Source organism: Leifsonia sp. Root227, from assembly GCF_001428745.1.
Taxonomy (GTDB): domain Bacteria; phylum Actinomycetota; class Actinomycetes; order Actinomycetales; family Microbacteriaceae; genus Leifsonia.
On sequence record NZ_LMIO01000003.1, the window covers coordinates 546,242 to 560,676 of the forward strand.

Genomic DNA, 14,435 nt, shown 5'->3' on the forward strand with positions numbered 1-14,435 from the left:
CAGCGCCAGGCCGCGTCGAGCCGTGTCAGGCCGCTTCGGCCAGCGCGCCCTCGATGAGGCCGACGATCGCCGGGTCGTCCGGCTCGACGGTCGGGCGGAAGCGGTGCACCTCGCCGTTCGGGAGGACGACGAACTTCTCGAAGTTCCACTTGACCTTGCCGGCCTTGCCCGCCGCATCCGGGGTCTTCGTCAGCTCGGTGTACAGCGGGTGCTGCGACTTGCCGTTGACCTTGATCTTCTCCATCATCGGGAACGTGACGCCCCAGGTGGTCGAGCAGTATTCCTTGATCGCGTCCGTCGTGGACAGCTCCTGCAGGAACTGGTTGCTCGGGAAGCCGATGACCGTGAAACCGCGGTCGCCGTAGGTCTTCTGCAGCGCTTCGAGCTTCTCGTACTGCGGCGCGAGGCCGCAACGGGATGCGACGTTCACGATCAGGACGACCTGACCGTCGTACGCCGCGAGAGACGTGGATTCACCGTCGATGGTGGTGAGGGGGATGTCAGTGAGACTCATGATGCGAGCTTATGCACGCATACCGTTCGCACGAAGCGCGTTCGGTGAATCCGAAGCGTGAATTCAGGTTCGTATCCGGACCTCCGCCCAGACGGAGAACCCAGACGACACGCCGTCGCGTTCTCCGTCGAGAAGGAGAAACGGTCGCTCGCGCGCCCGATCTCCTTCGGAACGGAGGGCCAGGACTACGCGGCCTCGGTCTCCAGCGGTGCGCCAGGGTCGGCCGACCATTCGTTGAGCGATCCGTCGTAGAGGGACACGTCGTCCCTGCCGAGCACCGCCAGGGCGAGCGCGTCCGCCGCGGCGGCGATCCCCGCCGCGCAGTACGTGACGATTCGCGCGTCGGAGGCGAGCACGTCCCCGAACGTCCGGCGCAGTTCGGCCACCGGCAGGAGCGCGTTGGTCTCGCGGGAGACGAGTCGCGCGGCCGGGGCGCTCACACTGCCGGGGATGCGGCCGAGGCGACGGCGATTGCCGGTCTCGCCCGCGAACTCTTTCGGCGGCAGGCCGCAGACGAGGGTCGCATCCGCGGTGCCGTCGAGCACCGCCGCCACGTCCTCTTTCGACGCCCACGCGCCCGGCCGCTCCTCGGCGAGGAAGCCGTCCGTCGCCCGCGGCTCGACGTGCCCCCGTTCGAGCGGACGGTCCTCGGCTCTCCACTTCACCGCGCCGCCGTCGAGCACAGCAACGTTCGCGTGTCCGAACGCGCGGAACAGCCACCACAGGCGCGAGGCCCACTGGCCGACCGACGCGTCGTAGACGACCACGGTGGTGTCGCTGCCGACTCCCACCGACTCCGCCGCGGCCTCGAACGCAGCAGCGTTCGGACGGGTGAACGGGTATGCGCCGCGTGGGTCGCTGAAGACGTCGAGAAGGTCGGCGAACACGGCGCCGGGAATGTGGCCGTCCACGAGGTACTGGTCCAGCCCGCTGATGGAGACAGGCGATCCGTCCGGTCTGGTGGAAGCGACGACCGTCGCGTCCAGGATCACCAGGCCGTCGGAGCCGAGGTGATCGGCCAGCCACTGGGTCGAGACGAGCGGTCCGGCGAGGGCGGCGCCGAGCACGCTGCCGGTCGTGGAGGTCGCGGCGCTGGCGGCGCCTGCGCTGGCCGCGGTGCCGGCTGCGGCGGTACCACCAGCGTTGCCGCCGGCGCGTGCGCCCGTGTGAGCGTCAGCGTTGCCGACGGATGCGATGGGTCCGGATGCGCGAGTCACGGCACAACGCTAACCAGGGGCCGCGCATCCAGGCAGCCTTCCCGCAACGCGACGTAACGCGCTCGCGTCGGCGGCCGATCCCGCCGGTCACCGCGCCCGTGGTCAGCACTCGATGACGTTGACCGCCAGGCCGCCCTCGCTGGTCTCCTTGTACTTCGTCGACATGTCGAGGCCGGTCTGCCGCATCGTCTCGATCACCGTGTCGAGCGAGACCAGGTGCGACCCATCTCCGTGCAGGGCGAGTCGCGCGGCGGACACCGCCGTGGACGATGCGATCGCGTTGCGTTCGATGCACGGGATCTGAACCAGTCCGCCGACCGGGTCGCAGGTGAGGCCGAGGTGGTGCTCCATCGCGATCTCCGCCGCGTTCTCGACCTGGCGCGGCGTGCCGCCGAGCACAGCGCAGAGCGCCCCGGCCGCCATGGCGCAGGCGGAGCCGACCTCGGCCTGGCAGCCGCCCTCGGCGCCGGAGATCGACGCGTTCGCCTTGAACAGCGAGCCGATGGCCGTCGCCGTCAGCAGGTACTTCCGGATGCCGTCGGCCGACGCACCAGGAACGAAGCGGAGGTAGTAGTGGGCGACAGCCGGGACGATCCCCGCTGCGCCGTTGGTGGGCGCCGTCACGACGCGGCCGCCGGATGCGTTCTCCTCGTTGACCGCGAGCGCGAACGCGTGCAGCCACTCGATCGACGTGTCGCGGCCCGGTTCGTCGCCGACGCACTCCAGGTGCTCGCGCATCGCGGCCGCCCGCCGCTTGACGCCGAGGCCGCCGGGAAGGGTGCCGTCTCCGGCGAGACCGTTCGCGACGCACTCCGCCATCGCCGACCAGATCAGGTCGAGGCGTTCCCTCGTCGCGTCCTCGCCGTGGATCGCCGCCTCGTTGCGCCGTGCCACCTCGCAGATCGGGATGTCGAGCGCCTCGCACAGCCGCAGCAGCTCTTCCGCGGTGTCGTACGGCAGGGGATGCGCGGCCCGCGCCGAGAGCTCCGCCTCCTCCCCATCGCGTCGGACGAAGCCGCCGCCGATGGAGTAGTAGGTCTCTTCGAGCAGCGGGAACGCATCCACCGTCCCGTCGTCACCGGCACCCCAGGCGGTGATCGTGAGCGCGTTGGGGTGGCCGGGGAGGCGCGTGCGCGGCTCGAAGGCGATGTCGTCGCGCGCGATCGGGATGGCGCGGCGATCGGCGAGCAGCAGCGTCGAGCCCTCGGTCAGTCCCGCCCAGACGCCGTGGACGTCCTCGGGCCGGCAGGTCTCCGGCTCGAGCCCGGCGAGGCCGGCGAGCACCGCATCCGGAGTGCCGTGGCCGATCCCGGTGGAGCCGAGCGATCCGTAGAGGGTGCAGGTGACCTGCCTGACGCGATCCAGCAGGCCGTCCGTGACGAGGCGTTCGGCGAACGTGCGGGCCGCCCGGAGGGGGCCGACGGTGTGCGAACTCGATGGGCCGATGCCGATGGAGAAAAGGTCGAAAGCCGAGACGTACGCTGTCACTTCTTCAGTCTACGTCGCGCGGGATGCACGATTGCTGCGTCGTCCTGCGCTTTCGCGCACGGAACCGCCACGCGCGCGACTCCCCTCCAGACCGTTTTAGCAACTTAAGTTGACAACGACGGATAAGCAACCTAAGTTGCTCTCATGGGACCCACACCGACACCAGCACCCATCGGCGGAGCAGCAGACGGACTCGCCTCCGTCGTGGCCCTCCGCGAGCTCGCCGACCGGCTCGAAGACGCCGAAGTCGAGCGCGCTCTGCGCGACGGCTGGACCTGGACCCAGATCGCCGACGCGCTCGGCGTCACCAGGCAGGCCGTGCACAAGAAGCACCTGCGTCGCGTCGCAGCGGCGGGGATCGAACTGAGGAGGCGCAATGCCTGACAACAGCACACCAGACGACACCAACGACCGCGGAGCCGCCGACCACGGCGCCGACCGCGACACCACCCGCGACGACCACCGCCTCTCCCGTTCGCTTCGCGACACCGTGATGCTGGCCGTCGAGGAGGCCCGCCTCCGCGGGGCATCCCTCGTGGAGGCCGAGCACCTGCTGCTCGCCCTGTCCGTGTCGGACGGCACGAGAGCACAGCGCGCCCTCGCCGCCTCCGGGCTGGGTCACGCGGGCATCGAGGCAGCGCTGCGCGCCGAACGCGAGGCGAGCCTGCGGGCGGCCGGCGTCGAACCCGTTCAGGAGGAACGCCTGACCGCGACGCCGCGCACCGCTCGCCCCCGCTGGGGCACCACAGCCAGGGATGCGCTGGTCAGGGCGCACAAAGTCGCCGCCCGCGGGCGCGACGGCGCAGCCCGCGGACGCGACAGGCGCACCGCCGAGTCCGACTTGCTGGCCGGCATCCTCACCATCGAACTCGGCACGGTCCCTCGCGCCATCGCGATCGCGGGGATCGACAGGGCAGCGCTGCTGGCTGCTGCGGGCTGAGACCCGCTGTTCCGCGCAATCCCGCGCATCCCCGCTCCACCGCGCATCCCCGCGCTTACACGCTCCACGCACCCATGTAAGCGCCACGTAAGCGCTGTGTAAGCGCGCCCGTGGAACATCGTGACCATCAACTCGAATCCCATCCATCAGGAAGGATCACCATGACCACCAGCTCAGAATGGGCGGTCGAAGCCCACGGGCTCGTCAAGGTCTTCGGCGACAACCGCGCGGTCGACGGCGTCGACCTCAGTGTCCGCGCCGGAACCGTCTACGGTGTGCTCGGCCCCAACGGTGCCGGCAAGACCACCACCATCTCCATGCTCGCGACCCTGCTCAAGCCGGACGCGGGTACCGCCACGATCTTCGGCCACGACGTCGCGCGAGAGCAGCAGGTCGTCCGCCAGCTCATCGGCGTGACTGCGCAGTTCGCGTCCGTCGACGAGCGGCTCTCCGCCACGGAGAACCTCGTCATCTTCTCCCGTCTCCTCGGCCTGAGCCGCGCGGAAGCGAAGCGCAAGTCCGCAGAACTGCTCGAAGAGTTCGGGCTGACCGATGCGGCCAAGCGCCCCATCGCCAAGTTCTCCGGCGGAATGCGCCGCCGCCTCGACCTCGCCGCCAGCCTGATCGCGCAGCCGCCGCTGATCTTCCTCGACGAGCCGACCACCGGCCTCGACCCGCGCACCCGCGCCCAGATGTGGGACACCATCCGCCGACTGGTCGCCACCGGGTCCACCGTGCTGCTCACCACGCAGTACCTGGACGAGGCCGACCAGCTCGCCGACCGGATCGCCGTGATCGACACCGGCCGAGTCGTCGCAGAGGGGACCGCCGACGAACTCAAGGCGTCCGTCGGCGAATCGTCGCTGCAGCTCCGCCTTGCCGACCCGTCCGACATGGAGGACGCACGCCGTGCGATCGGCGCTGTGCTCGGTGTCGACGCGGTCGTTTCGCCTGAAGGGTCGCGAATCACCGCACCCATGCGCAACCCGGATGCGGTCACCGACCTGTTCGTGACGTTCCGCGAAGCCGGCATCCACCTCACCGAGATGTCGGTCCAGAAGCCGACCCTCGACGAGGTCTTCCTCACCCTCACAGGCCACGGCGTCGAAGACGAGAAGTCCGACGCAGCAGACGCCGCAGAATCAGAAAGGGTCGACGCATGAGCGCCCTCACCGTCATCACCCCGCCGTCAGAGCGGAAACTGAAGAACCACGTCAGCCTCACGCAGAGCCTCGCGAACTCGTTCACGATGGCATACCGCGGTCTGCTGAAGATCAAGCGCACGCCGGAGCAGTTGTTCGACGTGACGCTGCAGCCGATCATCTTCACGGTCATGTTCGCGTACCTGTTCGGCGGCGCTGTCGCCGGAAGCGTGCAGACATATCTGCCCAACCTCATCCCGGGCATCCTGGTGCAGACCGTCATCACCACCTCTGTCGTGACCGGGGTGCAGCTTCGCGAGGACATGGACAAGGGAGTGTTCGACAGGTTCAAGTCCCTGCCGATCGCCCGGATCGCTCCGTTGGCGGGAGCGCTGCTCGCCGACACCCTCCGCTACGCCATTGCGACGACGATCACCTTCGTAGTCGGCTTCATCATGGGGTACCGGCCAGCGGGCGGCATCGGCTTCGTCATCCTCGCGGGTCTGCTCGTGATCGTCTCATCGTGGGCGATCAGCTGGATCTTCGCGTTCTTCGGAGTGATCGCACGCACCGCCAGCTCGGTGCAGGGCATCTCGTTCATGGTGCTCTTCCCGCTGACGTTCCTGTCGAACGCCTATGTGCCTGTCGACTCGCTGCCGGACTGGCTGCGCTGGTTCGTCAACATCAACCCGGTGTCCCACCTGGTGACCGCTGTCCGGGACCTCGCCAACCACGGCACCTTCGGCGCGGACGGCTGGCTCGCCCTCCTCGGCGCCGCGGTGATCGTCGCGGTGTTCGCCCCGCTCACCGTGCGCGCATACATGCGGAAGGCGTAACATCCCGGAGCTGTAGGCGGCGCAGCCATCAGGCAGGCGCTTCCCGCCGCACCCGCCGCATCCCGTCGCATCCAACCCTCAGAGAAGGACACCTCATGAGCACCGTCGCCGGAAGCATCGCCGCGCTGGTCAGGGAGCCGTCCGGCCGGCCGAGCACACGCGCTGTCCGGTTCTGGGCGTGGGATGCGGCGGTCGGTTGGACGTTCTTCGCCGCGCTGCAACTGGTCTGGATGCTGCTGGCCGACGCCTGGACCCAGCCCCTGCACCTCGCGGGGCTGGGTCTCACCGTCGTGGCGGCCATCGTGCACGTCGCGGTGATGCCGCGCTGGCGCTACCGGGTGCACCGCTGGGAGATCACGGAGGACGCCATCTTCGTCCGCTCCGGCTGGTTCACGCAGGAGACCAGGGTGGCGCCGATCGCCCGGCTCCAGACCGTGGACTCCCGCCGCGGCTCCCTGATGCGGATGATGGGGCTCACCTCGGTGACGATCACCACCGCGTCCTCGGCCGGCGCCCTCACCATCCACGCCCTCGACGACGCGGTCGCCCGCGAGGTCGTCGCGATCCTCGCGGAGGTCGCCCAGCACTCGGAGGGCGACGCGATATGAGCGCGGAGCCGCCCGCGGCCGAACCCGCCGTCGAGACCGGCGACGTCCACGACCCCTCCACCGAGTCGTGGCGCCGCCTCAACCCGCTGATGCTCCTCGTGCATCCGCTGCGGGAGCTGATCCGCTACCTGCCCGTGCTGCTGATCGCTCTCGTTGCGGGCGCTGCGGGCGGCGAGCCGTGGTGGGCGTACGTCCTCTCCGGGCTCGGCATCGTCTTCGGCGTCCTGCGCTTCTTCACCACCACCTACCGCATCACGCCGACGCACGTGCAGGTGCGCAGCGGGGTGCTCAACCGGCGCACACTGTCCGCGCCGCGGGACCGCATCCGGAGCGTGGATGTGGATGCGACTCTGCTGCACCGGGTGTTCGGGCTGGCGATCGTCAAGGTCGGCACCGGCGCATCCCACGGGCAGGAGGAGCTCGCGCTCAACGCCGTCGCTCTGCGGGATCTGCCCGCCCTGCGCAGTGAGCTGCTGCGGCTCGCGCCCCCCGATGCTTCCACCGGCGCTGAGCCGCCGGCCAACCTGAGCAGGTGGTCGCCGCGCTGGGTGCGGTATGCGCCGCTCACCCTGAGCGGGGTCGCGTCGATCGTCGCGGTCGTGTTCTTCGTGGTGCAGCTCAACTTCTTCGAGGGCGGTGTTCTCACCCGGCTGGCGGTGGTGCAGCAGGGGATCGGCTGGGTCACCCATCTGCCGCTGCTGGTGACCGCGCTGTGGGGCTCGATCGTCCTCGTGGTCCTCGCGTCGGCCGTTGCGATGGTGCGGTACGCGCTGTCCTACGGAGGGTTCAGCATCCACCGGGCTGGACCGCACACCCTGCACATCAGCCACGGGCTGCTGCGCGCCAGGCAGATCACGCTCGACGAGACCCGCCTCCGCGGCGCGCAGCTCTCCGAGCCGCTGTCGCTGCGGCTGGCGGGAGCGGCGTCCGCGCACGCGATCATGACCGGTCTCGGCCGACAGCGCGGCGGCGTCGCCCTGCTCGCCCCGCCAGGACCGCGCGAGGAGGCCGTGCGGATCGCCTCCGTGGTGCTCGGCGGCAGCGAACCGCTGGACGTCGAGCTGATCACGCACGGCACGCGCGCCCATCGCAGGCGCTACACCAGGGCGGCGTCGTTCGCCGGGGTGCTCGCGGCTGCGGCGCTGGTGCTGCAGCTGTCCGGCATCGTCTCGCCGATGGTCTGGTGGGCGTTCGTGGTGATCGTTCCCGCGTCCGCCATGCTCGCCGCCGACCGCTGGCGCGGTCTCGGCCACGCGTTGCTGCCCGGCTGGCTGATCGCCAGGAGCGGTTCGCTGAACCGCAAGCGGGCTGTGCTCGCGACAGAAGGAATCATCGGCTGGACCATCCGCCGCAGCTTCTTCCAGCGCAGGGCGGGCCTCGCCACCCTCATCGCGACGACCGCGGCGGGCAGGCACCGCGTCGTCATCCCCGACCTGCCGCACGATGCGGTGTGGCCGATCGTCGAGGCCATCAGCGTCCGCCACGTGGTGGAGGGCGATGCCGCGCCGGTGGATGCGGACGGGGCCGCCTCGCAGGGTGCGCGCGCCGACCCGTCGTAGCCGCACGCTCCGTGCGGACGGAAGAGCCATCGGCAAGACCGCACAGCGCGCACCAGCGCGCACCGCTCAGACGCCGCCGAACCGCAGCGCGCGCACCAGCGCGAACGCCTCGGCCCCCGCCGCGTCGCGCGGGAGGCCGGCGGCCGACGCGAGGGCCGCATCCAGCCGGTCGACGCCCCACGCGCCGACGATCTCGGCGCGGAGCTGGTCGCGGTGCAGGCTGGGCAGGTCCTGCCGGGCGTTCAGCCGGGTGGCCAGCGCGTAGAGCCGGAGCCCGGAGTCGACCCAGGAGGCGTCGCGGCCGTCCGCGGTGTGCGGGGCGAGCATCCACCCGGCGAGGCCCATCATGCCGCTGCCGACGACCGGCTTGTCGACGTATGACGACTGCAGCATGTGGTTCACGAGCATCCGGCGGCGCAGCTCGCGCGCCAGCTCTGCGACCGCGTCCGCTCCCACGATCTCCGGCGCCCGCAGGCTGATGCGCTGCAGCGAGAGCACCGCCGCGCCGGCGAGGATGACGAGCCACGGGTTGGTGAGCGCGTCCGTACGCCCGAAGATGCCGACCGCCTCGCGGAACAGGCGGACCGCCTCGGCGTCGTCGCCCTCCGCGAGCGCGACCTCCGCCAGGCCCGCGTATGCCACGCCCAGATAGTCCACGTAGTCGAACCCGGTGTCGTCCTGGTCGCGCAGGTAGCGTTCCAGCAGGTCGCGTGCCCGGTCGAGGTCGCCGAGGGCCACCGAGTTGATGGCGATGATCCAGTCGATCTGACGCACGTCGCCGACGGCCTGCAACTCGCCGAAACCGCTCTGGGCGCGCTCGGCCCACCTGATCGCCTCCGCGGGATGCGCGAGCTCGCTGTGCACCTGCGCGAGCGACTGGGCAGCGGATGCGGTGCTCCAGGTGTCCTCGGCGATGCGCGCCTTGTCCCAGGCGCGCTGGGCGCCCGTCATGGCGTCCTCCAGTTCGCCCGCGTTCTCGGCGAGCTGGGCGAGCAGCAGGTTCCCCATCGCCGCGAGCCCGTGGTCGGTCGACTCCCGGTAGCGTTCCATCAGCGCGATGCTCGGGCCCGTCCGCCCGCCGAGCGCGACGGCGCTGGCGAGGGCGTCCAGGCGGCTGTCCGGCAGAGGGCCGCGTCCGCGGGCGCGCTTCAGGCGCGTGATCGCGCGCAGCGACGTGCGCTGGTCGAGGAAGAGGAAGGTGCCGCCGATCATCGCGTACACCGCGACGGCGTCGATCCGTTCCTCTTCGCCCTCCGGTTCCCAGTCGCGCAGGGCGGCGAGGACGCCGGGCGCGAAGGCGATGACCTCCGTGTGCGCGCTGCGCAGCGACCAGTAGTAGCCGAGTGTGGCGAACACCGCGACGACCGTGGTTCCGTCCTGCGCATCGAGCGCGGTGCGGAGGATGGCGACCAGGTTGTCCTGTTCGGCGGTCACCCTGCGGAACTGGGCGACCTGTTCGCGCCCGTTCATCCGGCCGAGCGCATCCCGGGAGAAGGTGCGCGCCCAGTCCGCCATCCGCGTCTGCACCAGCTCGGTCTCCCCGGCCTCGGCCAGGGCGAGCTCGCCGAACTCGCGGACGGTCTCCAGCAGCCGGTAGCGCAGGATGCCCGTTGTCTCATCCTCCGTGACGGTCACGAGCGATTGGTTCACCAGTGCCTCGAGGTCGTCCAGCACGGTGGCGGCGCCGTCGCCGGAGACGACGTCGGCGGCGTCGGCGCTGAACCCGTCGGGGAACCGCGACAACCGCCGGAGCAGCACGCGCTCCGAGGTGCCGAGCAGGTTCCAGCTCCAGTCGATGACGGCGAGCAGGGTGCGGTGGCGCTCCGGCGCCGTGCGCTCGCCCCCGGTCAGCAGAGCGAACCGGTTGCCGAGACGGCGCGCGATCTCGTCGACAGACATCGACCTGGTGCGAGCGGCGGCGAGCTCGATGGCGAGGGGGAGACCGTCGAGCCGTTCGCACAGGTCGGCGATGGTGTCGAGGGGGAGGACGACGCCGGGGCGGGCGGCGCGGGCGCGCTCCACGAACAGGTCGACCGCGGGGCCGCGGTCGGCGTCGGAGCCGATTGCGTTGCCGGTGCCGTTGCCGGTGCCAGCGCCGGAGCCAGCGCTGCTGCCACCGCCGACCGGATGCGCGGAGCGGCTCTCCGCATCCCGTGCCCTGCTGGACAGCGAGTCGAGCGGATACACGTGCTCCGCGCCGATGGCCAGCGGCGCCCTGCTCGTCGCGAGCACCCGCACGGTCGCGACGGACTCCAGGATGTCGCCGATCCAGGCCGCCGCCGCATCCACGATGTGCTCGCAGTTGTCGACGATCAGCAGCGTCTCGCGTTCGCCGAGCACCCCCAGGATGCGCGAGCGCAGGTCGACGCGCGCGCCTGGATCGCCCGGCCGGGTCGCAGCGGCTTCTCGGATGCCCAGGGTGGAGGCCAGGGCGAGCGTCACGTCGTCGCCGTCGCGCACGCTCGCGAGCTCGACGAAGACGACGGAGGGCGTGAGCGCCGCGCGGTGACCGATCTCCTGCGCCAGTCGCGTCTTGCCGAGCCCGCCCGCGCCGAGGATGGTGGTCAGCCGCGAGGTGGCGATGAGGTCTTCGAGCGCATCCAGGTCGTATTCGCGGCCGATCAGGGCGTTGGGCGCTGCGCGGAGTCCGATGCGCACGCGCGCTCCGGCGACCGGCGGCTGGGGTGTGTCGTCGTCGACGAGCATGGATGCGTTGAACGCGACGAGCTCTGGTCCGGGCCTGGTGCCGAGCCGGTCGAGCATCGCCTCCTTCACCTCGGCGAAGACGCGGAGCGCGTCGGTGCGTCTGCCCGCGGCGTCGAGGGCGCGCATCCGTTCGAGCTGCACGGCCTCGTCGAGCGGGGTGGCATCGGCCAGGCGTCTCAGGTCTTCGAGGGCGGCCTCGGGGTCGCCGAGCAGGCGGGAGGCGCGGGCGCGCAGCAGGAGCAATTCGTCGTGCAGGGCGGCGGCGGTGCGGCCGAGCTCGTCGGCGAGCGGGGTCGCGCCGAGTTCGACGCCCGGCTCGCCGCGCCAGAGTGCGAGGGCAGCGCGGGTCTCTGCGGCGATGGTGGCCGCATCCTGGTTCTTGTCCGCCGCGCGCGCGAGCTCCAGGTGACGTCTGGCGAGCCCGAGATCGGTCGCGGCGTCGTCGACGCCCAGCGCGTATCCGCTCGGGGTGGATTCCAGCAGTCCGTCCGCCGTGACGGTGCGCACGCGCGAAACGAGCGTCTGCAGGGCGGCGCGCTCCTGCCGGGGAGGGGTGTCATCCCAGAGGTCGGAGACCAGCGACGGCACGGACAGGGAGCCGCGTGCGAGCACGAGCGCCACGATCAGGCTCTTGCCGAGCACCCCGGAGGGTTCGGCGAGTGCGCCGGATCTGTCCTCGACCAGCACGGGGCCGAGAATCGCGATCCGAGGGGACGACGGCCGAAACTCCACTTGCCGATAGTAGCGACAGCAGGCGACGTCCAGCCCCACGCGCGCGTAGGCTCAGGGCGAACACCCGTCTCGGCGAGGAGGATCATGGCGTTCGACTGGTCGGAGTTCTACACGGCACAGGGCGGCAGGGGAGTACGCGGCACTTTCCTCAGCGGCCTCGACGCCTGGCAGGGGGATGCGCCAGGCGACGCGATCGACCTCGGTTGCGGCGACGGCATCGAGACCAGATACCTGGCGGAGCATGGCTGGCGCGTGCTGGCGGTGGATGCGGACCCCGGCGTCGAGGAGCGGGTCGCCGCCGAGCTCGGGCCGGACCTCGCCGACCTGGTCGACGTGCGCCAGGCAGGGTTCGAGACGCTCGGCGGGTTGCCGGCGAGCGACTTCGTCTACGCCGGGTTCGCCCTGCCGTTCTGCGACGCCGCCCATTTCCCGTACCTGTGGGCCGACATCCGGGATGCGCTGCGCCCCGGTGCGGTGTTCGCGGGCGAGTTCTTCGGTCCGCACGACGAGTGGTTCGGCCGCCCCCGGATGAACTTCCACGACCGCGCCGGCGTCGAGGGGATGCTCACCGGCCTCGACGTCCTGCAACTCGCAGAGGAGGACCGCCGCGGCATGTCCTTCGAGGGCCCCAAGCACTGGCACGTCTTCCACGTCGTCGCCCGGGCCTGACCCGTCGGGGCGGGAGGGGGTCAGAGGATTGTCAGCGGAGGGTTTTGCGGGCGGTGATCTGGCCGGTGTCGAAGCCGAGGAGGTGGAGGCCGCCGTGGAAGCGGGCGTGCTCGATCTTGATGCAGCGGTCCATCACCACGGTGAGGCCCTTGGACTCGCCGTACTCGGCCGCTTCCTGGTTCCAGATGCCCAGCTGCACCCAGACGGTGGGCGAGCCGACGGCGACGACCTCGTCGATGACCGCTGGCAGGTCGCTCGGCTTGCGGAACACATCCACGATGTCCGGCACCTCGGGCAGCGACGCGAGGTCGGGGTATGCCTTCTCGCCGAGGATGGTGTCGGCGTTCGGGTTCACGAAGTACACGCGGTAGTCGGTCGACTGCTGCAGATAGGTTCCGACGAAGTAGCTCGACCGCGCAGGGTTGGGGGAGGCACCGACGATAGCGACCGACTTCGCCGCGCGCAGGATGCGCAGACGCTCCTTGGCGTCAGGGCCCTCCCAGGTGCGCTGCGACTTGAGCAGCTTCGCCAGCGGCGAGCCGGACGGAACGGCGCAGCTCAGCCCGTTGACCAGCTGCACCTGCTCCGTCCCGGGGGACGCGGCAGCGGCGGCGGCACCAGTGGATGCGGTGGATGCGTCTGCGATCGTCATGCGTTCGTCTCCTTCACGGCGATGGTGAGGGCCTGATCCAGATCGTAGATGATGTCGTCCACGTCTTCGATGCCGACGCTGATGCGCACGACGCCCGGCAGGACGCCGGCATCGATGAGCTGCTGTTCGGTGAGCTGCGCGTGCGTGGTCGACGCCGGGTGGATCACGAGCGTCTTCGCGTCACCGATGTTGGCGAGGTGGCTTGCCAGGTTGACCGACTCGATGAACTTCTGGCCGACAGCGCGTCCGCCCTTCACGACGAAGCTGAACACGCTGCCGGCGCCCTTCGGCAGGTACTTCTGAGCGCGGTCGTGGTGCGGGTGGGCGGGGAGGCCGGCCCAGAACACGGACTCGACGCGCGGGTGGGCATCCAGCCATTCGGCCACGGCGCGCGCGTTGTCGACGTGCGCCTGGATGCGGTACGGCAGGGTTTCGACGCCCTGTGCGAGCAGGAACGCGGAGTGCGGGGCGAGCGACGGGCCGATGTCGCGCAGCTGCTCGGCACGGAGCCTGGTGAGGAAGGCGTACTCGGCGAAGTTGCCCGACCACTCCAGCCCGCCGTACGACGGTACCGGCTGCCCGAACAGCGGGAACTTGTCGCTGTGCCAGTCGAACCGGCCGCTCTCCACGACCACGCCGCCGAGCGTCGTGCCGTGTCCGCCGAGGAACTTGGTGGCCGAGTGGATGACGATGTCTGCGCCCCACTCGATCGGCCGGTTGAGGTACGGCGTCGCGATGGTCGAGTCGATGACGAGTGGGATGCCCGCGGCGTGCGCCACCTCGGCGAGGCCCTCGATGTCGGCGATCTCGCCGGACGGGTTCGCGATGGTCTCCGCGAACAGCAGCTTGGTCTTGTCGGTGATCGCCGCGGCGTAGTCGGCAGGGTCTGCGCTCTGGACGAACGTGGTCTCGACGCCGAAGCGGCGCAGCGTGACGTCGAGCTGGGTGATCGACCCTCCGTAGAGGTTGGCGGAGGCGACGATGTGATCGCCGGCGCCTGCGAGGGATGCGAAGGTGATGTACTGCGCGCTCAGCCCGCTGGCCGTCGCGACGGCTCCGAGACCGCCCTCCAGGCTGGCGACGCGCTCCTCGAACGACGCGACGGTCGGGTTGGCGAGGCGCGAGTAGATGTTGCCGTACTTCTGCAGGGCGAAGCGGGCGGCCGCATCCGCGGTGTCGTCGAAGACGAACGCACTGGTCTGGTAGATCGGGAGGGCGCGGGCGCCTGTCACCGGATCGGGGATGTTGCCCGCGTGAATCGCACGCGTGCGGAAGCCGTATTCGCGATCTGCCATGCAGCCAAGCTACCGGAGCGGGAGAGGGGTGCGCGGGGCGGCGGCGTAACAGACCGCAACGGGCCGCGGAATGCCCT

13 protein-coding genes are annotated in these 14,435 nt (G+C 70.6%); 7 read left to right on the forward strand and 6 right to left on the reverse strand.

Annotated elements, in window-relative coordinates:
• Positions 1–25: 25 nt before the first annotated feature.
• The 3 genes from ASE16_RS12635 to ASE16_RS12645 form a co-directional block, all read right to left on the reverse strand.
• Positions 26–514 (reverse strand): glutathione peroxidase, encoded by a 489-nt coding sequence (locus ASE16_RS12635; protein WP_055895426.1) that lies wholly within the window; start codon positions 512–514, stop codon positions 26–28.
• A 185-nt stretch (positions 515–699) separates the two neighbouring features.
• Positions 700–1,731, reverse strand: a complete 1,032-nt coding sequence (locus ASE16_RS12640; RefSeq protein ID WP_200949640.1) for a sulfurtransferase — start codon at positions 1,729–1,731, stop codon at positions 700–702.
• Positions 1,732–1,833: 102 nt separating this feature from the next.
• Positions 1,834–3,219, reverse strand: coding sequence for an L-serine ammonia-lyase (locus ASE16_RS12645; RefSeq protein WP_055895429.1), 1,386 nt, complete (start codon positions 3,217–3,219; stop codon positions 1,834–1,836).
• A gap of 144 nt (positions 3,220–3,363) precedes the next feature.
• Here ASE16_RS12645 and ASE16_RS12650 point away from each other — a divergent pair, with 144 nt between their 5' ends.
• The 6 genes from ASE16_RS12650 (at position 3,364) to ASE16_RS12675 (ending at position 8,304) form a co-directional block, all read left to right on the forward strand.
• The gene (locus ASE16_RS12650; RefSeq protein ID WP_055895431.1) at positions 3,364–3,603 is read left to right on the forward strand and encodes a helix-turn-helix domain-containing protein; all 240 of its coding nucleotides are present in this window, start codon (positions 3,364–3,366) and stop codon (positions 3,601–3,603) included.
• On the forward strand, positions 3,596–4,159 hold the full coding sequence (locus ASE16_RS12655; RefSeq protein ID WP_082581425.1) for a Clp protease N-terminal domain-containing protein: 564 nt from the start codon (positions 3,596–3,598) through the stop codon (positions 4,157–4,159). Before ASE16_RS12650 ends, ASE16_RS12655 begins: the two co-directional genes overlap by 8 nt.
• 161 nt (positions 4,160–4,320) lie before the next feature.
• The gene (locus tag ASE16_RS12660) at positions 4,321–5,322 is read left to right on the forward strand and encodes an ATP-binding cassette domain-containing protein (RefSeq protein ID WP_055895433.1); all 1,002 of its coding nucleotides are present in this window, start codon (positions 4,321–4,323) and stop codon (positions 5,320–5,322) included.
• On the forward strand, positions 5,319–6,137 hold the full coding sequence (locus ASE16_RS12665; RefSeq protein ID WP_055895436.1) for an ABC transporter permease: 819 nt from the start codon (positions 5,319–5,321) through the stop codon (positions 6,135–6,137). The genes ASE16_RS12660 and ASE16_RS12665 overlap by 4 nt, the downstream gene beginning before the upstream one ends.
• Before the next feature lie 95 nt (positions 6,138–6,232).
• Entirely contained in the window at positions 6,233–6,745 is a 513-nt protein-coding gene (locus tag ASE16_RS12670; RefSeq protein ID WP_055895438.1) for a PH domain-containing protein, read from the forward strand.
• Positions 6,742–8,304, forward strand: coding sequence for a PH domain-containing protein (locus ASE16_RS12675; RefSeq protein WP_055895440.1), 1,563 nt, complete (start codon positions 6,742–6,744; stop codon positions 8,302–8,304). The genes ASE16_RS12670 and ASE16_RS12675 overlap by 4 nt, the downstream gene beginning before the upstream one ends.
• A 66-nt stretch (positions 8,305–8,370) precedes the next feature.
• Here the strand turns inward: ASE16_RS12675 and ASE16_RS12680 are convergent, their stop codons facing one another.
• The gene (locus tag ASE16_RS12680) at positions 8,371–11,742 is read right to left on the reverse strand and encodes an ATP-binding protein (protein WP_082581426.1); all 3,372 of its coding nucleotides are present in this window, start codon (positions 11,740–11,742) and stop codon (positions 8,371–8,373) included.
• A gap of 84 nt (positions 11,743–11,826) precedes the next feature.
• Between ASE16_RS12680 and ASE16_RS12685 the strand changes: the two genes are divergently transcribed.
• The gene (locus ASE16_RS12685; RefSeq protein WP_055895442.1) at positions 11,827–12,411 is read left to right on the forward strand and encodes a class I SAM-dependent methyltransferase; all 585 of its coding nucleotides are present in this window, start codon (positions 11,827–11,829) and stop codon (positions 12,409–12,411) included.
• 31 nt (positions 12,412–12,442) lie between these two features.
• On the opposite strand, the gene ASE16_RS12690 is transcribed toward ASE16_RS12685, so the two are convergent.
• Together ASE16_RS12690 and ASE16_RS12695 are read right to left on the reverse strand one after the other, a co-directional pair.
• Positions 12,443–12,973 carry a CoA-binding protein gene (locus ASE16_RS12690; protein WP_055896473.1) on the reverse strand — a complete coding sequence of 177 codons (531 nt, stop codon included), beginning with the start codon at positions 12,971–12,973 and terminating at the stop codon, positions 12,443–12,445.
• Between the two features lie 86 nt (positions 12,974–13,059).
• Positions 13,060–14,358, reverse strand: a complete 1,299-nt coding sequence (locus ASE16_RS12695) for an O-acetylhomoserine aminocarboxypropyltransferase/cysteine synthase family protein (RefSeq protein ID WP_055895443.1) — start codon at positions 14,356–14,358, stop codon at positions 13,060–13,062.
• Between the last annotated feature and the right edge of the window lie 77 nt (positions 14,359–14,435).